Source organism: Parahoeflea alexandrii, from assembly GCF_027214025.1.
In the GTDB taxonomy this organism is placed as follows: domain Bacteria; phylum Pseudomonadota; class Alphaproteobacteria; order Rhizobiales; family Rhizobiaceae; genus Hoeflea; species Hoeflea alexandrii_A.
This window is the reverse complement of sequence record NZ_JAPWHB010000001.1, coordinates 618,324-642,902: the sequence shown is the minus strand read 5'-3', so window position 1 is coordinate 642,902 and position 24,579 is coordinate 618,324. Positions and strand designations below refer to the sequence as shown.

General features: G+C 58.2%; 22 protein-coding genes and 1 pseudogene. 7 read left to right on the top strand and 16 right to left on the bottom strand.

The window, feature by feature from the left end:
- Nucleotides 1-101 precede the first annotated feature (101 nt).
- From O4H62_RS03170 to O4H62_RS03155, 4 genes are read right to left on the bottom strand one after another with little or no spacing between them, the layout of a single operon-like run.
- Nucleotides 102-1,367: an O-antigen ligase family protein gene (locus O4H62_RS03170; protein WP_430538363.1), complete on the bottom strand. Its 1,266-nt coding sequence runs from the start codon at nt 1,365-1,367 to the stop codon at nt 102-104.
- Nucleotides 1,364-2,929 (bottom strand): undecaprenyl-phosphate glucose phosphotransferase, encoded by a 1,566-nt coding sequence (locus O4H62_RS03165; RefSeq protein ID WP_269385666.1) that lies wholly within the window; start codon nt 2,927-2,929, stop codon nt 1,364-1,366. Before O4H62_RS03165 ends, O4H62_RS03170 begins: the two co-directional genes overlap by 4 nt.
- 48 nt (nt 2,930-2,977) lie before the next feature.
- Nucleotides 2,978-4,159 (bottom strand): glycosyltransferase family 4 protein, encoded by a 1,182-nt coding sequence (locus tag O4H62_RS03160; protein ID WP_269385665.1) that lies wholly within the window; start codon nt 4,157-4,159, stop codon nt 2,978-2,980.
- A 4-nt stretch (nt 4,160-4,163) separates the two neighbouring features.
- Nucleotides 4,164-4,694, bottom strand: coding sequence for a polysaccharide biosynthesis/export family protein (locus O4H62_RS03155; protein WP_430538385.1), 531 nt, complete (start codon nt 4,692-4,694; stop codon nt 4,164-4,166).
- Between the two features lie 279 nt (nt 4,695-4,973).
- Between O4H62_RS03155 and O4H62_RS03150 the strand changes: the two genes are divergently transcribed.
- Nucleotides 4,974-7,097: a GumC family protein gene (locus O4H62_RS03150; protein WP_430538362.1), complete on the top strand. Its 2,124-nt coding sequence runs from the start codon at nt 4,974-4,976 to the stop codon at nt 7,095-7,097.
- 36 nt (nt 7,098-7,133) lie between these two features.
- On the opposite strand, the gene O4H62_RS03145 is transcribed toward O4H62_RS03150, so the two are convergent.
- Nucleotides 7,134-8,360 (bottom strand): GNAT family N-acetyltransferase, encoded by a 1,227-nt coding sequence (locus tag O4H62_RS03145; protein ID WP_269385663.1) that lies wholly within the window; start codon nt 8,358-8,360, stop codon nt 7,134-7,136.
- Nucleotides 8,361-8,531: 171 nt separating this feature from the next.
- Nucleotides 8,532-8,750 carry a DUF2842 domain-containing protein gene (locus O4H62_RS03140; protein ID WP_269385662.1) on the bottom strand — a complete coding sequence of 73 codons (219 nt, stop codon included), beginning with the start codon at nt 8,748-8,750 and terminating at the stop codon, nt 8,532-8,534.
- 188 nt (nt 8,751-8,938) lie between these two features.
- Here O4H62_RS03140 and O4H62_RS03135 point away from each other — a divergent pair, with 188 nt between their 5' ends.
- Nucleotides 8,939-10,087: a COX15/CtaA family protein gene (locus O4H62_RS03135; protein WP_269385661.1), complete on the top strand. Its 1,149-nt coding sequence runs from the start codon at nt 8,939-8,941 to the stop codon at nt 10,085-10,087.
- Between the two features lie 6 nt (nt 10,088-10,093).
- Here O4H62_RS03135 and argC read toward each other — a convergent pair whose 3' ends face one another.
- Nucleotides 10,094-11,023 (bottom strand): N-acetyl-gamma-glutamyl-phosphate reductase, encoded by a 930-nt coding sequence (argC, locus tag O4H62_RS03130; RefSeq protein ID WP_269385660.1) that lies wholly within the window; start codon nt 11,021-11,023, stop codon nt 10,094-10,096.
- Between the two features lie 87 nt (nt 11,024-11,110).
- Nucleotides 11,111-12,061, bottom strand: a complete 951-nt coding sequence (speB, locus tag O4H62_RS03125; RefSeq protein WP_269385659.1) for an agmatinase — start codon at nt 12,059-12,061, stop codon at nt 11,111-11,113.
- A gap of 194 nt (nt 12,062-12,255) precedes the next feature.
- Here speB and O4H62_RS03120 point away from each other — a divergent pair, with 194 nt between their 5' ends.
- Entirely contained in the window at nt 12,256-13,362 is a 1,107-nt protein-coding gene (locus O4H62_RS03120) for an acyltransferase family protein (protein ID WP_269385658.1), read from the top strand.
- 648 nt (nt 13,363-14,010) lie between these two features.
- Here O4H62_RS03120 and O4H62_RS26495 read toward each other — a convergent pair.
- Together O4H62_RS26495 and O4H62_RS03110 are read right to left on the bottom strand one after the other, a co-directional pair.
- Nucleotides 14,011-14,134, bottom strand: a pseudogene (locus O4H62_RS26495) (IS5/IS1182 family transposase); the annotation flags it as partial.
- Nucleotides 14,135-14,317: 183 nt separating this feature from the next.
- Nucleotides 14,318-15,496, bottom strand: a complete 1,179-nt coding sequence (locus tag O4H62_RS03110) for an ankyrin repeat domain-containing protein (RefSeq protein ID WP_269385657.1) — start codon at nt 15,494-15,496, stop codon at nt 14,318-14,320.
- A 383-nt stretch (nt 15,497-15,879) separates the two neighbouring features.
- On the opposite strand from O4H62_RS03110, the gene O4H62_RS03105 reads away from it, so the two are divergent.
- The 3 genes from O4H62_RS03105 to O4H62_RS03095 all read left to right on the top strand — a co-directional run bounded on the left by O4H62_RS03105 (nt 15,880) and on the right by O4H62_RS03095 (nt 17,879).
- The gene (locus tag O4H62_RS03105) at nt 15,880-16,206 is read left to right on the top strand and encodes a hypothetical protein (protein ID WP_269385656.1); all 327 of its coding nucleotides are present in this window, start codon (nt 15,880-15,882) and stop codon (nt 16,204-16,206) included.
- 67 nt (nt 16,207-16,273) lie between these two features.
- Nucleotides 16,274-17,101 carry a substrate-binding periplasmic protein gene (locus O4H62_RS03100; protein WP_269385655.1) on the top strand — a complete coding sequence of 276 codons (828 nt, stop codon included), beginning with the start codon at nt 16,274-16,276 and terminating at the stop codon, nt 17,099-17,101.
- 82 nt (nt 17,102-17,183) lie between these two features.
- On the top strand, nt 17,184-17,879 hold the full coding sequence (locus O4H62_RS03095; protein WP_269385654.1) for a hypothetical protein: 696 nt from the start codon (nt 17,184-17,186) through the stop codon (nt 17,877-17,879).
- Between the two features lie 31 nt (nt 17,880-17,910).
- On the opposite strand, the gene O4H62_RS03090 is transcribed toward O4H62_RS03095, so the two are convergent.
- The 4 genes from O4H62_RS03090 to O4H62_RS03075 all read right to left on the bottom strand — a co-directional run bounded on the left by O4H62_RS03090 (nt 17,911) and on the right by O4H62_RS03075 (nt 21,168).
- Nucleotides 17,911-19,050, bottom strand: a complete 1,140-nt coding sequence (locus O4H62_RS03090) for a hypothetical protein (RefSeq protein WP_269385653.1) — start codon at nt 19,048-19,050, stop codon at nt 17,911-17,913.
- Between the two features lie 162 nt (nt 19,051-19,212).
- Nucleotides 19,213-20,082, bottom strand: coding sequence for a lysozyme inhibitor LprI family protein (locus O4H62_RS03085; protein WP_269385652.1), 870 nt, complete (start codon nt 20,080-20,082; stop codon nt 19,213-19,215).
- Nucleotides 20,079-20,375, bottom strand: coding sequence for a hypothetical protein (locus O4H62_RS03080; protein ID WP_269385651.1), 297 nt, complete (start codon nt 20,373-20,375; stop codon nt 20,079-20,081). Before O4H62_RS03080 ends, O4H62_RS03085 begins: the two co-directional genes overlap by 4 nt.
- Nucleotides 20,376-20,856: 481 nt before the next feature.
- Nucleotides 20,857-21,168 carry a hypothetical protein gene (locus O4H62_RS03075; protein WP_269385650.1) on the bottom strand — a complete coding sequence of 104 codons (312 nt, stop codon included), beginning with the start codon at nt 21,166-21,168 and terminating at the stop codon, nt 20,857-20,859.
- On the opposite strand from O4H62_RS03075, the gene O4H62_RS03070 reads away from it, so the two are divergent.
- Nucleotides 21,158-21,814 carry a hypothetical protein gene (locus O4H62_RS03070; protein ID WP_269385649.1) on the top strand — a complete coding sequence of 219 codons (657 nt, stop codon included), beginning with the start codon at nt 21,158-21,160 and terminating at the stop codon, nt 21,812-21,814. The genes O4H62_RS03075 and O4H62_RS03070 overlap by 11 nt on opposite strands.
- Before the next feature lie 77 nt (nt 21,815-21,891).
- On the opposite strand, the gene O4H62_RS03065 is transcribed toward O4H62_RS03070, so the two are convergent.
- Both O4H62_RS03065 and O4H62_RS03060 read right to left on the bottom strand, forming a co-directional pair.
- Entirely contained in the window at nt 21,892-23,022 is a 1,131-nt protein-coding gene (locus tag O4H62_RS03065; RefSeq protein WP_269385648.1) for a hypothetical protein, read from the bottom strand.
- 256 nt (nt 23,023-23,278) lie between these two features.
- Nucleotides 23,279-24,565 carry a trypsin-like serine peptidase gene (locus O4H62_RS03060; RefSeq protein ID WP_269385647.1) on the bottom strand — a complete coding sequence of 429 codons (1,287 nt, stop codon included), beginning with the start codon at nt 24,563-24,565 and terminating at the stop codon, nt 23,279-23,281.
- Between the last annotated feature and the right edge of the window lie 14 nt (nt 24,566-24,579).

Sequence of the window (24,579 nt, the reverse complement as noted above, 5' to 3'; positions counted from 1 at the left end):
TCGTGGGTTCGAATCCCGCCGCTCCGACCATTTTCAAAAATGTCTGATGACCTTGTCCAGCGCCGCCTGTTGGCGGTGCCGGCAGTTGCCGTGCCGCAACCTCAGGCGGGCAGGGGGCTTGCCTGTATGCGGGTCTCGGCCCGCAGCCGTGATTGCCAGCGCATTTCCAGCGCGATGCATCCCCAGACGATTCCCATCAGCAGGTAGAAATGCCGCCAGTGGTCGGTGTCGATGACGTTGCCGATGATCGTGTGCCCGACCAGCACGATGTAGGCGAGCATCAGGTAGGGCTGCCAGGGCCGGTCGCGCAGCAGGAAGCGAAAGCCAAGCACCAGGGTCCAGACGATCAGCGTCACGTAGCTGACAAAGCCCAGCCAGCCGTAATCCATCAGCGCCTTGAGCCAGATATTGTGCGTGTCCTCGCCCCACATCAGGCCGAATTCCAGCGGCCCGATGCCGAGCGGATGCTCCATCGCCATCAGGAAGCCGATGGCGTGCCGCTCGAAGCGGCCAAGCCGCGCGCCGTCATAGGACTGCACCAGCTTGGCGCGGTCTGAGAAAAGGTCGGCGATCTGGTCGAACTGCAGCGCCACGATGATCGCCGCGACGAGCAGCAAAGTTCCGATCAGCGTCATCACCAGGATCTTCAGCCGGAAGGCGCCGGTGCGTTCCTTGATCAGCATGGTTGTCACCAGCAGCACCATGGTGATCGGCAGCAGGCCCCAGGCCGCGCGCGAGAACGAGAAAAACACCCCGAGCGCCAGGATCATCAGTCCGATGACGCGCAAGGGTGCCGCCTTCAGCGTGCCGGTCAGCAGCCCGTACATCAGGTAAAGCGCCGGCAGCACCAGGTAGGGTCCGAACACGTTGGGATCCTGAAACGCGCCCATCGCCCGGCCATAGCGGGTGAACACCTCGCCGCCCGGAATTGCGCCGAGATAGCCAAGGATCCCCAGGAGCGCGGTGATGATCGCAGCCGCCACATAGGCCCGGAAGATCAGCGCCAGCCGCCGCTGGTCGGCTTCGATGATGGCGGCGAAGAACATCGAGGTGAAGGCGAGAAACAGCGACACGGCGATATACATCGGCGTGTCCTTGACGTTGTCCATCGTCAGGATCGAGAACATGCCGCCGATGTTGAAGATCACATAGAGCACGATCAGCGGCGCGATGTGCCTGGACAGCCGCAACCCGAAGACCGCCCAGATGCCGATCAGCACGACCAGGAAGAGTTCATACGGCGCGGGCTCGTTGATGACGAAGCCGGACAGGAACACGCCGAAAGCCACCAGCAACGACGCCAGCATCGAGATCGCCGCGCGCTGCGGCTGAAACAGGACAGGGGCTGGCAGGGCGGCGCTGGTCAATAGGCGTTTTCCGTGTTGAGCAGCTTGAGCGGCGTCAGGAACAGGATCTTGAGGTCGAACAGCAGCGACCAGTTCTCGATGTAGTAGAGATCGCAGGCCGTGCGCTGCTTGATCTTCTCGTCATTGTCGATCTCGCCGCGCCAGCCGTTGATCTGCGCCCAGCCGGTGACGCCCGGCTTGACCCGGTGGCGGGCGAAGTAACCGTCGACGACTTCGGCAAACAGCCGGTCATGCGCTGCTGCGACAACGGCGTGCGGCCGTGGTCCCACGAGTGAGAGTTCGCCACGCAGCACGTTGAAGAATTGCGGCAATTCGTCGATCGAGGACTTGCGAATGAAGCGCCCGACCTTGGTGACGCGCGGGTCGCCCTTGGTGACTGCGGCGCGGGCCGTCGGGTCGCATTGTTCGGTGTACATCGAACGGAACTTGAGCACCTCGATGACTTCGTTGTTGAAGCCGTGGCGCTTCTGCTTGAACAGCACCGGGCCCTTGGAATCGAGCTTGATGGCGATTGCCGTTCCGACCATGACCGGCCAGAGAAGCGCGATCGCCAGCAGCGAAAAGAAGATGTCGAAGGCCCGCTTGGCGACCGAGTCCCAGTCGGTGATCGGCCGGTCGAAGATGTCGAGCATCGGAACCGCGCCGACATAGGAATAGGCGCGCGGCCGGAACCTGAGCTTGTTGGCGTGCGCCGCAAGCCGGATGTCGAGCGGCAGGATCCAGAGTTTCTTCAAAAGCTCCAGCACCCGCGATTCCGCGTGCAGCGGCATCGCGATGATCAGCATGTCGATCCGCGCCATGCGGGCGAATTCCACCAGCGCGTCGATGTTCCCGAGTTTCGGATAGCCGGCGATGATCGGCGGCGAACGCTTCTCGTCGCGGTCATCGAAGAAGCCGCAGATGCGGATATCGTTGTCGGCGTCCTGCTCGATCGAGCGGATCAGCGCCTTGGCGATGTCGCCGCCGCCGACGATCACTGCACGCCGCTCCATGATCCCGTTCCTGGCCCAGCGCCGGATGCCGAAGGAAACGACGTTGCGCAGCACGACCAGGGCAATGGCTCCGGAGATGTACCAGGCGGCGAACCAGAACCGCGAGAACACCAGCCCGTATTGCATGAAGAATGCCAAAAGCGCGATGATTGCAAAGGCGATGGACCAGGCGCTGAGCACCCTGGGCAATGTCCTGAGCGCGCTTCTGAGGGCAGGGACCTGGTAGCCGTCGGCAATCTGGATCAGCAGCACGGTCAGTGTCGAACCGATCAGGATCGCCGGAGCGTACAGATACAGGGTCGTTTCCAGGGAAAGGCCGACATAAAGCGCATGGACAATGAAGCCGGTCAGCGCCAGCAGCGCGAATTCCGCCAGCCGCAGCGAGCCGATGATCATCGTCGGGGAGTAGTTTTCCTGCGACAGCCGGTTGGCGGTCTGGCGCGCCAGGCGGCTCATTTCCACGACCGGTTGGCCGTCCGCGCCTTTCAGGCTCGGCTTGACCTTGATCTCGGCCATGGCCTTGCGGATGCCTTCGGAATTGAACGCGTCATCGCGGTCGAACTTGTTCACGGTCGAACTCTCCCCGGAGTTTTACTCCACCGGGATAGCACGCGCTCCCTAAGAAAGGCTTGACGCTCCGTGCTGCCGACTGTCCCGCAGTCGTCCGTCCAGGCAATCCTGGTACAGCGTTGCCATGCGATCGGCCATGGTCTGGGCCGAGAAATTCGCGCGAAAGCCCGTCATCTCCGGCATGGCGTCCGGCAGCCATTGCGGATCGGCGATGGCGTGGGCCATGGCGCCGGCCAGCGCCTCGATGTCCCCCGGCGGGACAAATCCGGCGAACCCCTTGCCCAGAATTTCGGGGATGCCGCCGACTTCGGTGGAGACCACCGGCTTGCCCGCGGCAACCGCTTCGAGAACGATATAGGGCATGGATTCAGCCCGCGAGGGGATGACGACCGTCCGGCCCAGCGCGAAGGCTTCACGCGCCGGCATGGCGTCGTGCATCTTCACCCGGTCGCCCATGCCAAGCAGATCGAGCCGCGCCTGGTAGCGCGGCTTGTCCTCGCCATCGCCCACCATGACGCCGCGCAGGGGCTGCCCGGTCAGCTGTTCGGCACGCCGAAGCGCCTCGATGAAGACATCGGGGCCCTTGAGGTCGCGCATCATGCCGATATAGAGAAAATCCACCGCATCCGGGGCGTTCGCCACCGGTTCGAACTCGTTATCGCGCAACCCGTTGTGGATCAGCCGCCAGGCAGTGCGCGGCACCCCTATCTTCTTCTCGTAGGTACGCCGCTCGTAGTCGGAGACAAACACAAGGCTGTCGGTCCAGCGCTCGAGCAGGCGCTCTATGGCGAAATAGGCCTGACCGCGCAGGGTCTTCTCGTCATAGTGCAGGCTCCCGCCATGCGGGGAATAAAAACGGGCAACGCGAGACCTTGATACCCGTAACCGTGAGCCGATCAGCCGCACGAAGGCGCCGCCCTTGGCGCCGTGTCCGTGCAACACATCAGGCTGCAAATTCTTGACTTCACCGAAGGTTTTCAACGCCGAGGTGATGTCGGATAGCCCCAGCGACCGGCGAATGGGCAACCGTGTCAGCCCAAGCGCCAGGTGTGGCATGATCGTTTCGAAAAGCTTGTCCTCATAGGCGCCGCCGGTGGTGGAATCGCACAGGATTCCGACCTGGTGTCCGGCCTTCGCATGCTCTTCCGCGAGATCCCGGACGTGGCGGAAAATTCCACCCACCGGCGACCGGAAGCAATGAAGGATCCGCAAGGGTTCGTGTGCTGCCATGAGGTTAGAACAGCCGCTCACGCACGTAGATGGTGTCGCCCGCAAGGATCGGATCGGTAATCCGGACCCGTCCGGTCATGATCTTGCCGTTGATGTTGCGGGTAATGTCGACATTGCGCTGGTTTGCCCGCGACGAGTAGCCGCCGGCAATGGCGATTGCGTTCTGCACGGTCATACCGGCGACGTAGGAATACTGGCCTGACTGGCCAACCTCTCCCATGATGAAGAAGGAGCGGTAGCGGTCGATCTCGATCGACACGTCCGGATCGCGAAGATAGCCCTGCCTGAGGTTTGCGGCAATGCTGCCTTCGAGTTCCTGCAAGGTGCGGCCGCGCGCCGGCACCGCCCCGATCAGCGGGAAGGCGATGTATCCGGACTGGTCGATGGTGTAGGTGCCGGTCAGTCCGGTCTGCTCGAACACGGTGACGCGCAGGCGGTCGCCGGCGTCAAGCCGGTAGGGCTGCATCACGGCTTCATGGAATGCCCGCGGCGCCGGCTGATAGCCGGAACATCCTGCCAGCATGACCGCGGTCATGACGGCCGCCAGAAGATGTGTCGCTTTGGACTTGGCGGGTTTCATTCTTTTCCGTGCTCCACGCGAAACGTGCAAAATTCGAAACCCGTTATCGATCCATTAGGGTTAACGGCTGGTAAAACTCCGGTGTTTTTTACGTCAAGCCGCTCGGAACGCCCCCGAATACACGTCTGGCGGGAAGGGGCGTCAAAGGTAAAGGAACCCTGACTTTGCCTTTAACCCTTGCGTTACCATGTTCCTTTACGCTTGCCGGTCAGTACAAGTACGGAGTAGCTGCGCATGTCTGTCTCGCCAATGACACAACCCGATGTGGATATTGACCTTGGGCGCCTGGTAAAGGCGGTCTGGGAGAAGAGAGCGCTTGTGGCGGGTCTCACCGCCGCAGCGGCTGGTCTGGCCTTCATCGTCACCGGCATGCTCAACCCGCTCTACAAGTCGGAAACCCGGCTTCTGATCGAAACCCGGGAACCGGTCTATTCAAGCGATCAGAACCAGCCGGCGGCAGACACCACGTTCGATGACCGCGCGGTCGCAAGCCAGGTCGAAATTCTCCGGTCGACGGATCTGATCAAGCAGGTGGCGCGCACGCTCGATCTTTCCTCACGTGAGGAATTCGATCCCGCCGCCAATCCCTCGGCGATCAGCGATCTCCTGGTCATGCTCGGCCTCAAGAAGAACCCGCTCGATGTGCCCGCCGAAGAGCGCATCCTCAAGGAATTCTACAAGAAGCTCGATGTTTATGCGGTGCCCGAATCGCGCGTGATCGGCATCGAGTTCTCCTCGGAAGACGAGGCGCTTGCCGCCCAGGTGCCCAATGCCCTGGTCGACGCCTACCTGGCATCCCAGTCCGGCGCCAAGCTTGAAAGCAACACCGACGCCAGCGCCTGGCTCGAGCCTGAAATTGCCAAGTTGCGTGAAAAGGTTCGCGAATCCGAAAGCAAGGTCGCCGAATACCGCGCCCGCACAGGCCTGTTGCTGGTCAACCAGCAGGACACCATCGCCGCCAAGCAACTGTCTGACATCTCGACCGAACTGAGCCGTGTCAGGGCGGAACGGGCAGACTCCGAAGCCCGTGCGCAATCCGTGCGCAATGCGCTTGAGAACGGTCAGGCCGTCGACGCAGTGTCCGATGTGCTCGATTCACCGGTCATCCAGCGGTTGCGCGAAAGCGAAGGCAACGTCCGGGCGCAGCTTGCGGATCTATCGACCACGCTGCTGGAAGCGCATCCGCGCATGAAGGGGCTGCGCGCGCAACTGGCCGATGTAGAACAGCAGATCCTCAAGGAAATCCGCAAGGTGCTCTCGAGCCTCGAAAGCAATGCCAGGGTGGCGCGCATTCGCGAGCAGGAACTGACGGCCCAGCTCAACCAGCTGAAAGCCGGCTCGGCCCGCGAAGGCGAGGAGGCGGTCGAATTGCGCTCGCTCGAACGCGAAGCGGCGGCCCAGCGCGAATTGCTGGAAACCTATCTCGGCCGCTATCGCGAGGCAGCCTCGCGTACCGAACCCAAGGCCTTGCCGGCCGATGCACGGGTGATTTCCCGCGCCGTGCCGGCATCGGAAGCCTATTTCCCGAAAACCGGACCGATCATCGTGGTTTCGGCGCTCGCGGCATTTCTGCTGTCATCGATCGGCGTGATGCTGGGCGAACTCTTTTCCGGCCGGGCCCTGCGGCCCTCATCCGGGCTGGTGCGGGATGCTTCCGCCGACCAGGCGTCCGCCGAGACGGCGGCCTCGGCGGCTTCAAGCGCCGCATCAGTGCAGCCGTCGGCGCAAGCCACGCGACCATTGCCGCATATCTCCAATGACGCCGATGATTTCAGTGTCGAGGCGGTTGCCGAGCAGCTGGTCACCGACGTGATCCCGGTGGCTGTCTGCGTCTCGCCCGAAGGCGATGAAGGATCCGCGGCCGCCGTCATGCTTGCCCGGACGGTCGCCGGCGACGGCCTGAAGACATTGCTGATCGATCTGACCGGATCGGCGTGCCCGACCGAACTGATGGCGGAATCCCTGCGGCTTCCGGGCCTGACGGATCTGATGTGCGGCGAAATCAGTATTGCCGACTCCATCCATCCCGATCGGTTGTCGGCAGCCCACATCATTCCGCGCGGCAATTCCAACGCCCGGCGCGCCATGCGCGCCATCGACCGTCTGCCGATGATCATCGATGCGCTGACAGAGGCCTATGATCTGGTCATTGTCGAATGCGGTGCTGCGGATGCGGCCTCGGTGGCGCGCATCGCCCGCGCCGAACGCGGCGAGATCGTGCTTTCCATCCTGCGCTCCGACGAAGCCGAAGTCGCCGAATTGCTGGCGGAGTTCAACGCCCAGGGCTTTGCGGATGTGTTGCTGATGACGCCTGGCCAGCCGGTCAGCCCGCTTGGCAACCGCAGCACGGCGGCCTGAACCCAGACGGCGCTGATCACGCGCGGATCCTTGCGCTCAGTCGGCTTCAGTCGCGGCTGTCGGCTTGTGTACCGTCAGGCCGCGCACCCGCGCGGCAAGCCTGTGCAGCGTCGGTGAGGTCTTGACGGTCCGCTTCAGCCGGATCAGGCCGGCGATCAACGGGGCGGCCAGCCGTCCCTTGAGGTTGAGTGGCACGTAGCAATCCACCAGTTCCGTGCGCTGCGGACACCAGGAGCGCTTGTAGAGCTGGTCGCCGACACCGAAATCGAAAACCTTGTGACCGGCCGCCGAAGCGCCCTCGATCATCCGGTAGAACAGCAGTTCCCCGGCGCTCACGTCGGTGGCGACCTCTTCGTCGATCGAGCCGAACTGGCAGGTGACGTGGCGGTGCTTGATGGTCAGCCCGGCAACCGAGATGATCCGGCCCGCATGCTCGCCGCCGGCAAGCTCGATGCCGTGAAGTTCGAGCGCTGGCCTGCCTCCCGCGTCCCGGGTGGTCGCAAGCCGGCGCAGGAAGGCGCGGATGCCGGGATCCGCAAACACGTCTGGAAGCCCTTGGGCCGTCAGCCGGACCGGTTTTTGCTCAAGGAATGTGTCGAGCAGCCGCATTGCCTCGGCATCGGTATTGCCGGTGATGTGCCGGTATCCGCCCATGGCTTCAAGCCGCCGCTCCGAGACGCGGAACTTCTTGCGGCGGCGCTTGCCATTGATCTGCGCCAACACCGCGGTGAAGTCCTCGAACAGCGGAAGCTGGAAGCTCGGATTCTGGTGGAAAACCCGCGGTAACGCCGAAAACGGAACGCGGGCGGCGGCCTCCTGCGTCATCTTGTCAAATAGCACGATGTCGGCTGCCAGGCCGGCCCGGCTCAACGCGGCGGCCAGCTGGGCAGCGGAAACCGCTCCGATGCGGTTTTGTTTTGCGTTGTCGATCAGGCCGGTGTTTTCGTTCGAATAGGCGGTTCCCGCGAAACGGGCGATTTTCAGGCCGCCCATCTTGTCGATTTCGAGCGGCAGGATGGCAAACGGAGTGCCATCCTGCTCCAATGTCACGACAGCGAGCTCGGCGCCGGTCCCCTGAGCCCATGCCTCGACCCAGGCACGGCTCTGGTGAAACGTCATCGCCGGATCGGCTTCCAGTGCCTGCCACAGGTCGGCGACGGGTTCCAGGCTCGATGTCACCCGCGCGGATAGCCGCTCTGCAGTCGGATGGGCGCGCTTTGTGGCCGAGGCCAGCGGCGCGGGAATGTCCTGTGCATTTGCCATGGTATCAACGCTCTCGGGAGTTCTTGGTTCTCGCGCGGAGCATGACGCCGGAGTGTCAAAAATCGGGTAAACAGGGGTGGCCCGGTGCAGAAAAGCCTGACGGAAGGCTAACGCGGGGTTAACGCCCCGACCGGTCCACTGGCCGGGCGCGCAGGCGAATGCGGCAGGACGTCAGGCCTGCTTGTTCTTCGCCGGGCCTTCCATCCAGCGGATCACGAACATGGCCGGCACCACCCAGAGAACGCCCGTGAACAGGAAATAGAGCAGGTGCACATACCAGGCCGATTCCGCCAGGCGGTAGGTGGCGATCGTTGTGGCGACAAGCGCGTAAATCACCACCAGCGCGACGATGATCACCATTCCGATGAGCTTCTTGAGACGAACGGGCATGGGGCAGGCCTTGTGACTGTGTGCGTTCCAACGGGTGCAGCCATCGACATAGCGGCTTTGCGACCGAACGCAAGGGAAAGCGGGATCGGCAGTCGCGCCGCGACGGCATGCCGCAAAGCCCAAGCCCTTGCCTTGCACCAAGCTGTGGTGCACATGTCCGCCGTGTTGTTTGAAGGAAGATGCCGTCCATGACTGCCAGTACCACCGCTCCGCACACTGAAAACCAGCAGACATTGTCGCCGGGCGCCACTCCGGTGCCCAGTCCAGTGATCGCCGAGCAGCAGCGCATCCGGCGTAACCGGGCGGCGCAGCGGGTCTGGCTCTCCATCGTGCTGGTCGCCATTCTTGCGCTGGTGCTGGTAGGAGGGGCGACTCGTCTGACCGATTCCGGTCTGTCGATCACCGAGTGGAAACCGATCCATGGCGTCATCCCGCCTTTGAGTGAGGCCGAATGGCAGGAGGAGCTGGAGCTCTACCGGCAGATCCCCGAATACCAGCTGATCAACAAGGGCATGAGCCTCGATGAGTTCAAGACCATCTATTGGTGGGAATGGGCGCACCGGTTCCTGGCCCGCGGCGTCGGCGTGCTGTTTGGCGTGCCGTTCCTGTTTTTCCTGTTTACCGGACGTGTTGAAAAGCGCCTGCGCTGGCCCTTGTTCGGGCTTCTGGTTCTGGGCGGGCTGCAAGGCGCCGTCGGCTGGTGGATGGTGGCTTCGGGCCTGGTCGACCGGGTCGATGTCAGCCAGTACCGGCTGGCCACCCACCTCACGCTCGCCTGTCTGATTTTCGCGGCGATTGTCTGGGTGATGCGGGGTCTTGCCCGGCATTCGGACGATCCGGTTCCCAGCATCGGCCTGCAACGCGGGGCAGGGGCCCTTGCCGGCCTCGTTCTGGTGCAGATCTATCTCGGCGGCCTCGTCGCTGGTCTCGACGCGGGCCTGGCGTCAAATACCTGGCCGCTGATGAACGGCGCGATTGTACCTGCGGGACTTCTGGAGATCTCGCCGGCCTGGCGCAATTTCTTTGAAAACGAACTGACCGTGCAGTTTGTCCACCGTCTGGGCGGCTACCTGCTCTTTGCCCTGACGCTCTGGCACATGGTTGCGTCGATCCGGCGGGGCCGGGGCAGCACCCATTGCCGCCGCGCGGTGGTATTGTTCGCCATGGTCACGGTTCAGGCGATGATCGGGATCGTCGTCATCCTCACCCAGGTGCCGGTTGGCTGGGCGCTGCTGCATCAGGGCTGGGCTGTTGTCGTTCTCGGATTTGCCGTTGCCCACTGGCGCGGGTTCCACGGCGCGTACCCTTTCGAGACCGCCGTGGAAGTCAGGACCTGAAGCCGCTCAGGCGCCGATCATCAGATCGAGGTTCTGCACCGCGGCGCCCGAAGCGCCCTTGCCGAGATTGTCGAGCGAGGCGACCAGGTTGACCTGGCCCGTGCCCTCGGTGCCGCAGACATAGAGCTTCATGCGGTCGGTTCCGGTCATCTCTTCCGGGTCGAGCCGGGGGAGCCCGGCGCTCTCGGAAAGCGGGACAACGCTCACCGCACCACCCCTCGAGTAGTGATCCGCGAGTGCTGCGTGAACATCCGTCATCGACGGATTGCCATTCATCAGGTCGAGATGCAGCGGCACATTGACCAGCATGCCCTGGGCAAACCGGCCGACGGCCGGCGTGAAGATCGGCCGCCGCGAGATCCCGGTATGGGTCATGATTTCCGGCACGTGCTTGTGCGCCAGGGTCAGCGCATAGGCGAAATAGGTGGCGGTAATCGCATCGTCGCGGCCTGCATCTTCCATCTGCGCGATCAGCTGCTTGCCGCCGCCGGTGTAGCCCGACACGGCATTGATGGTCACGGGATAATCCGCAGGCAGCAGTCCTGCGCCCACCAGCGGTGAGATCAGGGCGATGGCGCCGGTCGAATAGCAGCCCGGATTGGAAACGAACTGCGCTCCGGCGATGCGTTTTTCCTGGGCATGCGACAGTTCGGCAAAGCCGAACGCCCAGTCGGGATTGCTCCGGTGCGCGGTCGAGGCGTCGATGAACCGTGTTCCGGCATCGGCTGCCAGTGCCACGGCTTCCCGCGCCGCGTCGTCGGGCAGGCAGAGGATGGCGATATCGGCTGCGCGCAGGAATGCCTTCCGAACCTCGGGATCGCGCCGCTGCTCGGCCGGCATCGACATCAGCTCGATATCGGTCCGGGTCTGCAGCCGCGAGACGATCTGCAGGCCGGTTGTTCCATGTTCGCCGTCAATGAAAATCTTGGGAGCCATCGGGCTTCTCCGTTCATGCATGAAAATCAGGGACTTGTGCAGCGTTTCGGACTCACTATCCGAAGCGCTTGAATCGCGTCGCGAGGGTTATCGTCGTGATCGGCGTTCTGCAAGCAGTCCCAGATAGTGCATGGCGACGGAAGCTCCGGCTATCGCGGTAATGTCCGCGTGGTCATAGGCTGGAGCGACTTCTACAATATCGGCGCCCCTGATATCAAGCCCCCCGAGCTTCTGCAGCACCGACAGCATCCGCGCGCTGGACGGCCCGCCGGCGACCGGGGTTCCTGTGCCGGGCGCGAAGGCCGGGTCGAGACAGTCGATGTCGAAGGTGACGTAGCACGGCGCGTCGCCGACGTGGTCGAGAATGGTCCTGGCGATCTGGGCAGCCGTCATGTCCTCGACCTCGTGACCATAGAGGATGCGGATACCGCAATCCTCGGGCGCGTGGGTCCGGATCCCGACCTGGATCGAGCGTGTCGGGTCGATCACGCCATCGCGCACGGCGCGGCCGACAAAGGAGCCGTGATCGATCCGTTTGCCGTCGTCGAACCAGGTGTCCTGGTGGGCGTCGAACTGTACCATCGCCAGCGATCCATGCCTGGCCGCATGCGCTTTCAAAAGCGGCCAGGTTACGAAATGATCGCCGCCCATGCTCATCAGAAATGCGCCGGAAGACAGGATCTTCGCCGCCTCGCGCTCGATCGTGGCGGGCGTCTTCTGGTGATTGCCGTAGTCGAGCAGGCAGTCGCCGTAATCGATCACCGCCATTGCCTCGAACAGGTCACGGTCGAACGGATATTGCGGATCGTTGTCCATGATGACGGAAGCCCGCCTTATCGCCTGCGGGCCAAAGCGCGCGCCGGGGCGGTTGGATACCGCCGCATCGAACGGAATGCCCCAGACCACCGCATCGGCCCCCTTGAGCGACTTGGTGTATTTGCGCCGCATGAACGACAACGCGCCCGCATAGGTCGGGTCGGTCGCAGCCGAGGTCAGCGAACGGGCTGTGAAGGCGTGGTCGATGGATTTGTTGGCCATGGTCAGGTCCCGGACGCGAAAGATCGATGCCGGACCTGTCTACCCCAATCGAGCGGCAGGATAAAGCTGCCCGTACGATGCCAGGCGCTGCAATTTACCATGAAAAATGACTGTTCTAGGCTTTGTAAAGCTTTGTCTGATAGAGGATGGCCGAACGGGACAGTGTCTCAAAACCACAAGAGACGGAATTGGCGATGGCCGAAGCAAAGTCTTCATCTACCTCTTCGGAGACGTTGTATTCCGTCCAGTATTTGCGTGCGGCCGCAGCCTTGGCGGTGGTTTTCTATCATATTTCAGCTTTGTCGCAGCAGACCTGGGGGCTGGATCCCGAGCGAGTCGACCATGTCGGCGCCGCCGGGGTGGATCTGTTTTTCGTCATCTCCGGCTTTGTCATGGCGATGATCGTGGCCCGGCCCGGGCCCTTCGATGGCCGCGAATTCTGGATCCGGCGCATTGCCAGGGTGGTTCCGGCCTACTGGGTGATCACGCTGGCAGTCTTCGCGCTGGCCTGGTTCAGGCCTTCCCTGTTCAATTCCACCACGGCCGATCTCCACACCTTGCTGGCTTCGCTTTCCTTCCTGGCGCTGGATCATGGCGATGGCAACACCGGTCCGCTGCTGGTGGTGGGTTGGACGCTCAATTACGAGATCTTCTTCTATGCGATCGTGGCGCTGACGGCTGGTCTGTTCGCCGACCGCAGACTGTACGGGACGTCGCTCATCATGATTTCCCTGGTCGCAATGGGCGCGTGGCTGCGCCCGTCCGGTCCGACACTTGCCTTCTACACCGATCCGATCCTGCTCGAATTCATCTTCGGCATTCTGGTCTACTCCACCTGGAGCAGGACCCGTGAGCCAGGCCCCGGCCTGGCGCCGCTGGCGGTCTTTGGCGCTGGCGCCGTGCTGCTGTTCCTGCAATGGGAACGACCGGTAGGGGATCTGCGGGTGCTGTTCTGGGGCATACCGTCGGCGGCAGTGCTCTATGGCGGGTTGGGTTTTCTCACCTTCCGGAGCACGCTGCTGGCGCGCCTGGGCGAATGGTCCTATGCGCTCTATCTCACCCATGTCTTCGTCATCACGCTCTACATCAAGCATGTCATCTCGGCGGTGACCACGGTCGAACTGCCCTGGCAGGTGCATTACCTGATCATGACCGTCTTCACGGTCGCGGGCGCTGCGGCCTATCACATGATCATCGAGGCGCCACTGTCGCGCTGGAGCCTGCGCCTGCTGCGCCGGCGGCCCGTGGCTGTCGCTGTGGCAACCGAGCCGGCCATCGCGGCATCCGATCCCAGCCGATAGCCAAGACGCCGGGCGGGCAGGCGGCCAGGGCGCGCCGGGATCCTCTCTTGCTTCCAGGTACAAAAAACGGGGCCGAAGCCCCGTCCAATTGGTTTCCAATGTCGTCCGGGCGAATTAGCGCTTGGAGAATTTGACCTATTAAAAATGCATTAAATCAGTTAGTTATGCTGATGATTATATTTTGTACGCATTTTGTAAGACCGATTTGTTGGTATCAGAAGTTTGCGACTTTACAAAAAAGTTCATTTCGGCTCCACGGGAACTGGAAAATGAATAGCCATAGATAAGTCCATGGACTCGTGATGGTTTAGGCGTAGCCTGACGCACGCGAGCCGGGCCATTTCGAGGCGGTTTGAACCTAGTTTGTCGCATTGCATGGCTATGAGTCTGTAATATCTGAGTTTGTTGATGAAGCATTCGATCAGATTGCGCTGCTTTTAAAAGCCAACGCAAGTAGCAGGTCAGGCTTGTCCGGTTGGATTTCGTTGGGATGTTTGCCCATCCGCCTTGCAGCGACACAAAATCGCGCAGCCAGTCGTTGTCATACGCCGTTGTCGGCGAGTACCAACTACCTCTTTTAAATCCCGTCGAGCAATTCCCCCGCCGCGTGGATTTCATGGGTCTGGCCAGGCGTGATGGTAACCCTCAACGCGACACACAGACGATGCCGTTCAGAACTCGGCAGTCATCAATACGCTGTACGCCGATGCTTGTTCGGAAGTAGTGGCACGATACCGCGCCATTCGAATTCGTTAAGATCGTAACGGCTCATCCATCAGAGGTGGTCCTGCATTTCCGACCAGATTGCAGCCTGATAAAGGTGAATCAAGGTGTTGTTTAGGCTGCCATTCGCATGGGTTCTATTTTGGCCTCATAGGCCTTGTCCGGCGTCAATATGCCGTGTGGCAAATGCGGGCGTTCTGCATTGCAATAGGCTAGGCACAAATAATTCGGGTCACGGCTTGGGACAGCCTTTCGGCCACATCTCCTTGAGATCGTCGAAATATCCGGCAAAGTCGGCAATGAACTTCTTGCTGCCGTAAATTTCCAATTTGCCGCGAAGCTTCTCGCCGCGCTTGGCGACATCGGTGGCGGTGTCGCAAGAAATGTCGCCGCCGGCAGACTTCAACGTGTAGAGATCCGTGGAGAATGAAAGAAGGGCGTCTTCGAGATAGGCAATGTTTCTCGAATCGAACCGGTCGAAACCCTCAAGCGCATCGGCAAGCTTGACCCGAGCTAGCGGTCCGGCAATGTAAGGCTCCAGTATCCGATCGATCCTGGTGTATCCCTCGTGCCGGGCCCATGCACGCGATGTGGCGCCTTCCCAGTTCGCCGCCTCGGGCTTTGCGCCTTCCTCAAGCAGCGCCAGAACGACATGGGCGTTGCCCTTCATGGTAGCCTCAATCAGTGGTGTTGCCAGAGTCCGGGTGTCGCGCCCGTTGACATCGGCGCCGAGTTTGGCAAGCAGCCGGATGGTCTTCACATGGCCGTTCTGCGCTGCCATGGACATCGGAGTTGCCGTTGCGGAGCGGAACCTCGGATCGGCGCCATATTCCTTGACCAGCAGCGACACCACATCAGTGCGGCCACGTTTGGATGCTTCCATAAGCGCCGTGTAGCCTTTGAAGTTGACGTCGGGAGAATGGGTGCGCTCGAGCTCGGCCGTTATGTCTTCAATGGAGCCATCGACCATCAGCTGCACAAGCCGCGGATAGTCAGCATCAGTTGGCTGCCGATATTGCAGCATGTCCACTTCCTCTGAGATATCGTATCGCAGAATGGAATTGCCCTTCTCCAGCCCCTGCATCGCAAAGGCCTTGGCCTCCTCGACGGAGACCATTTCGCCAGAGAGTTCAATACTGTGTCCGGGTTTCCGCTTGAGGATGAAGTTGGCATCACGCTTGACCTCGCCGGCAGCCCGACGCATGGCCTCAAGCCTCTCATAATAGCCATCTTCCTTTTGGTCGTCCTCAAAGGCCTTGGTGGCTAATGTAAACATAATGAGGCCGCGACGGAGTGAACTTTCAAGCTCCGCCAATTCATCCTCGGCAGTGGCGTTGACTGGGACAGTCAGGCAGATAAGCCCCATGACGCAGAGGAAGCGGAAGGGGCGCAGAATTGCGTGCGCTATCATCATGTCTCCTTTGTTCGAACAGATGGTAGGTGATTAGAGGTCACATCAGCGCTCATTGCATTGGTGAGTGAGTTGTCAAACTCTCGACTTGAAGGTTCCCGGCGTTCAAAATCCGGCCTTCAAACATTGTGAGTGCTGCGACCAATTTACAGTCGCGTGTTTGCAACATTCCCGCCTCGGCCACCCAACTCGACAGACCGCATCCCACGCTGTCAAGATCAGGCTACATGAGCGGAGCACCGTTGGCATTCCCCATATGGGGAATGCGCGAACGTGCCGTAAGTGCTTCTAAGTGAGGGATTATTCACTCGGCGCTGTGCGTAGCGGAATCGATCCGTCTACGCCTTTTGAGCTGCCTCATCGAGAATACAAGGAGACAAGCAATGATCATCTGGGGCACGGGAGCTGGTGGAGCCGACCTTGGGCAACAATCAGTTCAAGAATGCCCGGTGTGTGAGAAAGATCGTCCATTCAACCTGTTGCTTCGCTACCGCTACGCTCATCTCTATTATTTGCGATGGGTGACCAAGAGGCAGTATTTCCTGGCATGTGAAATCTGCCAGCGCGGCGCCGAATTGAATGTTCCCGAAACCGAGAAAGCGCTCGGAAAGGACCCTGTCCCCTTTATGACTCGCAATGGCTGGATGTTCCTTCTCGGAGCCATCGTGGTCGCGGTTTTGACGTTCGCAGCTCTCACCGGAGGGCGATAGGCGCTGGTTCCACCGACTGTTCCATTTCTCAGAATCGTTATGTTGTGCCTTCATGAAGGGGATTTAGATGTTGCAACGTATTCTCAGTGGCCTTGCGGTTTTGCTTGTTGCCGTTTTTGCCGCGAGTGGCCCGCTTGCCGCAAAAACCTGGACAAAACTCCGGATCGGTGTGGACGAAAATTTCCCTCCACTCTTCTACAGAAATGCTAACGGAAACCTCGACGGCTTCGACTACAAAATAGCCTTGGCGCTTTGTGCCAAGATGAATGTCGATTGTGAGTTCTATGCCGTCTCTTTTGATCGGATCAATGTCGCCCTCAATGGCGCGTGGGAAATTGGGTCCGACATCACAGAGAAAGAAGTAAGCGAACCGACCGTTGACGTCCTTGTCAACTCCATGGGCATTACTGACCAGCGCAAGCGGTTCTTCGCCTTTACAGAGCCCTATTATTTCGTTCCGCATGCAATATTGATCCGAAAGGATTCAGGTTTCACGATAAAAAGATCGAGGGATACCGCTAGCCGAACTGTCGGGATCATCGAAGGATCTGCCGAAGAGGCCTATGCCAAATATTACTTCAGTGAAGCCAATCTCAAGACGTTCTACGACCCGGAGAGCCTGGAGTCCGCCTTGGAAAGTCGACAGATCGAAATGGGTCTCGTCGACGCAGTGGTGGCCTACGAATGGGTCAAGACAGAAGCGGGCAATTGCTGCCAGACCAATGGCTACTTCAATGCTGAAAAAGCAATGACCCAAGGCTACGGCATCGCTGTACGGCACGAGGACACCGACCTTCTGAACATGCTGAATTCAGCTCTCACCCTGATACGGGCCAATGGAACCTACGAATCGATCAGAAAGCAATTTTTTCGGTTCAGCATTGACGCCAACTGAAGGCTTTTGTGGATATACAAGAGGCTGCTGTCCGTTATTGCGGAACTAGTCAGCGGTGCTGAGAAATCAAAGAGGCGGGGCAATGAAGCAAAGCAGGTTAGATCACCAAATAGAAGCCATTCTCGATCAGCAGGACGCCATTGAAGCTGCAAGCTATGACGCAAATACTGGACGCCAAGCGGTTTTCGCTGCGCGCAAAAGCATCCAGCCTCTGCTCGGAAACGGTCAATCGGGAACAGTTAAAATTGATGCAATCATTATCGGGCTGGAAGGGCTGCGCGAGCGCCAGAAAAACTCCGCGGGCGAGTATTCCACGGGCGCGGCAACCATTGGCTCCATCCTGAGCGAAGTTCGACGGTTGCGCCCAAGAGAACCATCCCGCCACTGGTGGAAATGGGCAGCTCCGTTCGCTTTGTTTCTTTTGGTTTCGTTTCCGGACACATCTGCGAATGCCTGCCTGCAACACGCTGAGCAAACCGGTAACCTGCTGCTGCCACATGGACAAAGGATGTTCCATGGGCTCTATGACGTTGTGATTGAGGGCGACGCACAAAGCGTCCTGGTCATGGAAATCTGGGTGTCGGCCGATAAAGGTGCATCGCTTTTCATTATTCCTTCTTCATCCTTCGCTTCCTGGACGATACCGATCTGTCGCGCGGCCGTTACAGTCACGCAGCACCGAGCCGACGAACTTGATATCAAGATTTCCGATGGCTGTGATAACCCTACCGAAACCTGGCGTTACGACGCCACGGGGCTTCACGACATCAACGAATAGAAGTCTTGGGAAGCGCGACAAATAACGCTGGCTATTTCCTGAAAATGCCCAGTTCGGCGCAAATTCTTTTGCGCGATCCGCTCTCGGTGAGCTCTCTCTCTTTCAATATGCCGGCCTTCCGCAACACCTCGTCCGCAAACACACTGTGCGCGACATCAAGTCCCGCAGCATCGGCGAGATCTTCCGTGCTCATCCGTGTGACCTCATCGCTTGTCAATGACGAATAGAAGTCGCCGCAGTGAGCCATGTAATCCTTATCCATCCCCGCGTTACGAAGGGCCTTTGCAGCCAGCCTCGCGGAGATTTTTCCTCCGGATTCCGAAAATGCCGGCTCTTTGGTCTTGATCTCATCTGACGTCGTCTTGAGCGCGCCAGATGCGATGGCCGAGCACACGGCTGTGGGATCCTTCGGCATTGGCAGCATGAACTGGAAGTAAAGTCGAGAATCGCGAAGCTCCGCCGCAGCATCCGTGTCGCCGCGACGGGCGCGATTGCATGTCTGTTCGAAATCCATCGCTGCGGTGCTTTCCTTCAAGGCGGCGATCATCCCTGCCACATCAGCCTCGCCGACCGGTTCGTCGGTTGGGCTGTGCGAGTCAGTGTAGTCTTGCTCTGCACCTTCGCCCTGGACCCGCGCCTCACGGTTGCTGATAACTCCATTATCGGGCTCGATTTCGCCAAGACCCACATAAACATCGGTTACCGCCTTGGCCGAGCCTTGCAATGGAAATACCACCTCGCTGCCGGATGACTTCAATATAAGCCGGTCAGCTTTCTGGAGGTCTTCAATAAACCTGTTGGACACATAAACGCCCCAAGTCGTTGCTCTTTGAGACGGCAGATATTTCACGGAATACGTCCCTTGCTGATAATGCAATTTGACACTGGAAGATGAGCGCGCCCTTTCCTGCTTGGCGTCGTATTCCGTAATCAAATAGAAATCCCCGCTTGTGACATTGCCTTTGAAAGTAGCTGAAAACTCCCAGCGGTTTGTTTCGTCATTGTAAAAAACGCCTGCCGCAGACCCGTTATATGAGACCTTTGCGCCATGCATCGGATCAAGCCGGCCGTTGCCATGGCCTGGAGCGAGGTATTGCCAAACTCCATCGCGCGCTGCGCTGGGCGATGCCATTGCAATGAGTATCAGGGTGGCGGCGATTATACGTTGCATTGGCTTGGTTCCCCGCAAGAAACCGCTCCGGGCGGTTCCCACAATCCAGTGAAGCAGACTTGTTTGAGACTGTCGTTTTGCATGTCCGGCGTAGCGTTCTATGGCCGATAATTTTTTGGCTGATTCTTGCGGTGCCCGGGAATTTTGAGAAACAACACGGTATCAATCCCCGGGCCAAAGCTGCGCGCGCGGCATTTCCCCGTCTGGCAGGACCTGCAATCGTCCGTCCTTGATGCTCCAATCAAGGTAATAGTTTCCCGTCACCTCCAGCCTGATCTCGGAGCCAAATTGCGTTGGATCAACCAGCTGCAATGTCTGCGAATGGGCCCCCTTGTGGCACACCGCAAAAATGGCCGGGGCCTCGGGCACGTCTCTCTGCCGCAGCACATAAACCCCGTCAGCGGAGCAATTGTCCTCGTCACCGGAACAAAAGAAGCAGTTCAGATGCATTGTGGCGATCAGTTTGCCGGTTCGAAGCGAGGTCACATCGAGCGTCGCCTCGTCCGGCCCGCCGGAGAGCGACCATTGGAGCTGTGTATCCCTGATGGCGAAAGACTGATTGTAGGGCACTTCACCAGCGACAGAGGAACGGTCCTCGAGGGCAAACCCATAACAGAATGGGGAGGCGTAACGGTTGAAGAAGCTGAGCTGCTCTATCCGCTGATGGCCCTGAAGCACCATGCAGGAAGCACCGTTGACATAGGAAGCCGTGTTGCCTGGAGACCGGGTGATCAGCCCGCATTGTTGTGAGCGTTGTTCTGCCCAGGCCTTCTGGCCATTCTGAATGATCCTGCGATCCGGGTCGCTGCAGAGCTTTCCGATCGACTGACCAAGCAGATCTGCGATCTCCGCATCGAGTTCAACGCTGCGGTTTTCAAGGCACTCGCCGATCGCCGCGCCGCCAATCTTGTTGACGGGATCAGCCTTGCAAACATCGATTTCGCTCTTCAGCGCAGGCGTGTCGGCGTGCGCTATTTCTCCCATTCCAATCAACAGGGCTGAAGCGGCGATCAGCGCTCTCGCCGGGCTCATTGTGAAATGGTCTTACGTCGGACTTGTCCGATCCGCACATAGCTCATGCCAGCCACCATCACCGCCGCCACCGCCGCGTACAGGCCGATAAATCCGAAGAGTGCGGGAAAGCGGATACTCGATGGACACGCAAAATACAGCCCGGGCACCAGGACCGCATATCCTATCAGCGTAATCAAGGCCACGTTCAGGTTACGCGAAAGCTGGTTGCGCGCCACAAAGCCGGCAATAACCGTCGATACCGCGATCCATACTACCAGAACTCCGATTGCCATCTGTTGGAATAAGTCCATGACCATCTCCCTTTCACAACAGGGCGACGCTAGAGCAGGTCGGTCCCGAGCGTCATTCCCCATATGGGGAATGCGGTGTGGTTGGCCGTGTCATGTAACCCAACCGAAACTTCCAATGCGTTTTTCGTGGGCACCTCTCAATAAAGCGGGGGTTCGCCAAAGCCGGGTTGGGTGCATGTGCTGTGGATGTAATCAACGTGCCGTGTTCTTTGAGCGGCCTGGACAATAAGAAAAGAAAAAGCGCGTGGTAGTTTCTGGTCGCTCACATTCGACTTGAAGAGCATGATGTCCATCAGCATCATTGATGGCTGCGAAAAATTTTGCGATGGGGCAATTTATGTTTCTTGCGAATATGTGGCGGGACATTGCCTTCGATGCTGAAATGAATTCAGATCCAATCGCGCAACTTGGACTTGGAACATGGCCGGACACATCACCTCAACATCACTGCCCGATTGCACATAATTCGAGCCCGGGCAACCTATCTGTTTTGCTTTTGCCGAGCCGCCTGTTGCCGCTTTTGTTTACTGCCTCGGGGCAAATGTTCTCTTTCAGCAAGTATACCCTTCACGTCATCAAACGCCTCTCTCCAAAGATCTGTTTCCTTGAATGCGATCAGACCTGCGGCTTCAACTGCATCCAGTTCTTCCCGCAGCCAGTCGCTGGCATAATAGGAAACTTGCAGGTTTCTCAGCTGCTTCAAGCGTTCAAGAAGACTGCCGGTATGCAGTTGTTTCAATTCTGCGACTGGCATTGGTTTCAGCGCTTTTGGGTTCTCTGGTTTGACGTTCATCGCATTTCCGGTAGCCGATCCCGTTTTGCTGGTGCTGTTCCAATTTAATGTGAGCACGCGCGAGGCGCAAACAAAACGTAAAGTGCGGTCGCCACGTCCAACGCTTCCTTGCGATCGTGGAACGATAGCATCCTGCTTTGAAAGGCATTGCCCATATGGGGAATGCCACCGGCGCTCCGCCTATGTAAACTTATCAAAGCTCAAGAATTATGCGGCGCTGCATGAACCGCCTTGGAGCTGTTTCGAAATGAGGACCATTATGAAAGAGCATTTGGTTGCGAGTGCCATTCTTACTTCGTTCTTGTCTCCGGCAACAATCGCAGAAGCTCAAGAACGAAGTAGGAATGAACTTGATTATATCAATGCGGTTCATGTTGTATTCAAGATTGCTGGTGCTTGCGTAGATTTCGGAGAAGACCAAGCAAAATTCAAGCCAAAAATAGAATCTGTGCGGCGTGACCTAGGGCAATATAATCTACGTCTGGACTGGAAATTATTTTTTAAATTCACAGACCAGGAAATAAAAAAAGATATCAGAAAATTTCAAGAAGACCATGGTCTTCAAGAGATGGTCTGTTCGTGGGGTTGGAGAGATTTTGTCCAGCGGTATGACGAGGCAAAGCGCGGCTTGGATAGCGAGCGATGAGCCAGCAATGTCCTGATCCTTGCTACCATGGAGAACGAGCAAAAATGCCTACCAGGATTCCATGGGATTGACGCGCTCTAACGTAGCTGAATGAAGCAGAACCGTTCGACCATACGGAACAGGTCCTTCTGGCTGCGGCAGTGGGTCTTCGACAGGACAGCTTTCATTTGTCGGCGCACTGTATCGAGCTTTACGCCACGTTGGCGCGCCACGGTCGCCAAATCTGTGCCCGACAATGCCGCCTGGAGCACCTTTTGCTCGCTTAGACTTAACGCATACAGGTTGGTAAACTGCGAAATTTCTGCGTCGTTTGGAGCCGCCTGTTTCGACAAAGGAGTTAGCACCACCAGAAGACAAGCTGTCATTCCGGATGAAAGGTTCCCTCCGCTTGCGGTCGGCATGAATCTCACGCCGATCTGCTCTCCGCTCTCAGAGATTGTCAGTCCTGTCGCAAATGCAGCCGGTGTGGGGAGCCCTTCGCGCAGTGCCGAGAGATTTGCCGCCAAATACTTGTTAAGGGTGGTACCGCTAAAAAACACTCCGCCAGTCGACAAGCGAAGAACGCCTTCGGCACCCAGAGCCTCTGCTTCGGCATTCGCAAACGACACCTTGCCGTCCGGTGTGACAACGAGGACTCCACGCCCTTTCAGGGACCATAGATGTCCCAGCACGTTCGTGCGGGCGTTCGCCGCGCCAATCTCCAGGGCGATCCTGACCGACTGTCGAAAGTGGGGGGCCACCAGGTTGATAATACGAATGTCGTCGTCCTCGAAAGGTGACGGCGTGTTGCGAGAAAAACCGAGCCAGGCAAGATGACCTTCGATACCGAGCGGCGCTCCGGTGATTTCGTACAACTTATGAACGCGCTGGTAATCTTGGTACAGCGGACTCGTCAGTCGTTCTTCCTCCGTCCAGAGTTCACGATCACGTATGATCTTGCCTGTCGGCGTTGCAGCCAGTCGCGTAGCGCGAATGTCCTGCTGGAAATAGTTATTCATGTATTCCTCCAGCGTGGCCGGATCCTGCCGCTCGAGAAAACCAATGCTGTCTTTGCCCGTTCGTGCGTTTGCGACCATCAGATGGGTGCTTTCCGCACCGATCATGTCAGCGATAGTGTTCACCACAAACGGCCACAATTCGGGATTGAGCGCCGCTTCGTAAACGTCGCCCACTGTGTTGAGCAAAAAATCCAGGTTCGGACTACCCATTTGCACCTCGATTTCGAACCTAGCTCGCCGTTCGCGAGCGAGGCAAGACCCTATTTCGTGACTAAGATGAGCCCTTTGCCGATTTGACAACAACACACCCGGATGTTTTTCAGACGGGTGATCCAATCGCTGAGGTGCACCTCAGTCGACGCACGAAACGAACTTGCTGCTGGATAGAATCCGGTGGCAGGGTCAGAAATTTCAAACCAGTTGCGGAAGCTAAAGACATGCTGCCGGCAAATGATTTCTTCCGTTTCTATTTGTCGCACTCCAGAATCAATTTTGAGTCAGTCCAGATATTACCAAGTTCATAGTCATATCCATCGTAATTTTTCTGAAACTCCTCAACATAAATTTTCTTCAAATGTTCTATTTGTACAGGACGATCCCAATCGTCAGTCTGCCTGTAGAGTTTAACATGATTTATTTCTTTGGGTTGCAGTAGGACATGGGATGATGCAAATTCAGAGCTGAGCAGAAAAAAGTTCTCTTCTGCCGGAACATCAAAGCGCGTAATAATGCGTCGAATTTTTCCGTTTTCTTGAACTGGCACCTGAAAGAAAACTGTAATTTCGCGCGTGCACCTATTATTTACAAAAAGCCTGTTTTCGACATTCCGCTTCAGCCGAAATTTTTCAAATGAATTGAATGAGTGATTGGACTTTCCGATCAACCCTTTTATCTCGTCAATCAATTCTTGGGTCAGTAGGGCCACATAGGTATCGCTTGAACTGACTGAGCTGATTACCCCGATGAGCTCTGGCTTGTAGGGAACGGGATAATCAATCCCTTTAAGATCGTCTGGAGACCATATTTGAACGACGGCTGATCCGCTTTGGCCTGGCAAGGCGTCGCATTGAGTGTTCAACACATTGTAGCGAGAGCTCATCTCACCTGTGCATTCTGTGAACCAATAACTCCCCTGTTTCTTATCTGTGGGGTAACCTGCTGTCTGCATGTAAACTGTTTTGTGAGGGTCACGCACCGTTTTCATAGGCAAAGGGTTGCCCAATATTCTGCGTCTCCCGTCTAATTTCGGAATGTGAACAACGGCAAGATCCTTTTCCTGGTATTCTTTGGTCGGTCCAAGGCTATCGATGGACAATCCCGATTGAACGAGTTCAACCATGTCCTTGAGAACCCAGAATTCCGAAGCATACTCACGCGGATGTAAAAAGTTGCCGGTGTCGGTGAGAGCGAGATCAAACGTGACCTCCTGCGCAGCCTCTCCCTTTTCAGGGTCATAAACACAGTGAGCTGCCGTCAGAATCCATTCACGACCTATCAAGTATCCCGTGCATCTTCGCTCCGATTCACCAAATTTTAGTGTCAGCAAGCCACCCATATCAGTAAAATAGCCCCACTCATTTGGAATGTTACGGCGGTCATCTTTCCCCAGAACATTGGCCAAATGCAGATACGGATTTGGCGAGTTATCCATTTGTGTTTTTTGATCGGTCACTGGCCAGGGTAGGGATGCGCTGATTGGAATCAGACCAAACCAAAGAAGTGCCGGGAGAATGATTCTGGACATTCTGTTCATTTGAAAATCACCTC

Bases quoted from the DNA above. Each gene is read 5' to 3' on its own strand.
- O4H62_RS03160 (WP_269385665.1), bottom strand. From the start codon at position 4,159: ATGGCAGCACACGAACCCTTGCGGATCCTTCATTGCTTCCGGTCGCCG.
- O4H62_RS03085 (WP_269385652.1), bottom strand. From the start codon at position 20,082: ATGAGCCCGGCGAGAGCGCTGATCGCCGCTTCAGCCCTGTTGATTGGA.
- argC (WP_269385660.1), bottom strand. From the start codon at position 11,023: ATGGCTCCCAAGATTTTCATTGACGGCGAACATGGAACAACCGGCCTG.
- O4H62_RS03135 (WP_269385661.1), top strand. From the start codon at position 8,939: ATGACTGCCAGTACCACCGCTCCGCACACTGAAAACCAGCAGACATTG.
- speB (WP_269385659.1), bottom strand. From the start codon at position 12,061: ATGGCCAACAAATCCATCGACCACGCCTTCACAGCCCGTTCGCTGACC.
- O4H62_RS03150 (WP_430538362.1), top strand. From the start codon at position 4,974: ATGTCTGTCTCGCCAATGACACAACCCGATGTGGATATTGACCTTGGG.
- O4H62_RS03075 (WP_269385650.1), bottom strand. From the start codon at position 21,168: ATGAACGTCAAACCAGAGAACCCAAAAGCGCTGAAACCAATGCCAGTC.
- O4H62_RS03110 (WP_269385657.1), bottom strand. From the start codon at position 15,496: ATGATAGCGCACGCAATTCTGCGCCCCTTCCGCTTCCTCTGCGTCATG.
- O4H62_RS03140 (WP_269385662.1), bottom strand. From the start codon at position 8,750: ATGCCCGTTCGTCTCAAGAAGCTCATCGGAATGGTGATCATCGTCGCG.
- O4H62_RS03060 (WP_269385647.1), bottom strand. From the start codon at position 24,565: ATGAACAGAATGTCCAGAATCATTCTCCCGGCACTTCTTTGGTTTGGT.
- O4H62_RS03155 (WP_430538385.1), bottom strand. From the start codon at position 4,694: ATGACCGCGGTCATGCTGGCAGGATGTTCCGGCTATCAGCCGGCGCCG.
- O4H62_RS03145 (WP_269385663.1), bottom strand. From the start codon at position 8,360: ATGGCAAATGCACAGGACATTCCCGCGCCGCTGGCCTCGGCCACAAAG.
- O4H62_RS03090 (WP_269385653.1), bottom strand. From the start codon at position 19,050: ATGCAACGTATAATCGCCGCCACCCTGATACTCATTGCAATGGCATCG.
- O4H62_RS03080 (WP_269385651.1), bottom strand. From the start codon at position 20,375: ATGGACTTATTCCAACAGATGGCAATCGGAGTTCTGGTAGTATGGATC.
- O4H62_RS03065 (WP_269385648.1), bottom strand. From the start codon at position 23,022: ATGGGTAGTCCGAACCTGGATTTTTTGCTCAACACAGTGGGCGACGTT.
- O4H62_RS03095 (WP_269385654.1), top strand. From the start codon at position 17,184: ATGAAGCAAAGCAGGTTAGATCACCAAATAGAAGCCATTCTCGATCAG.
- O4H62_RS03105 (WP_269385656.1), top strand. From the start codon at position 15,880: ATGATCATCTGGGGCACGGGAGCTGGTGGAGCCGACCTTGGGCAACAA.
- O4H62_RS03120 (WP_269385658.1), top strand. From the start codon at position 12,256: ATGGCCGAAGCAAAGTCTTCATCTACCTCTTCGGAGACGTTGTATTCC.
- O4H62_RS03100 (WP_269385655.1), top strand. From the start codon at position 16,274: ATGTTGCAACGTATTCTCAGTGGCCTTGCGGTTTTGCTTGTTGCCGTT.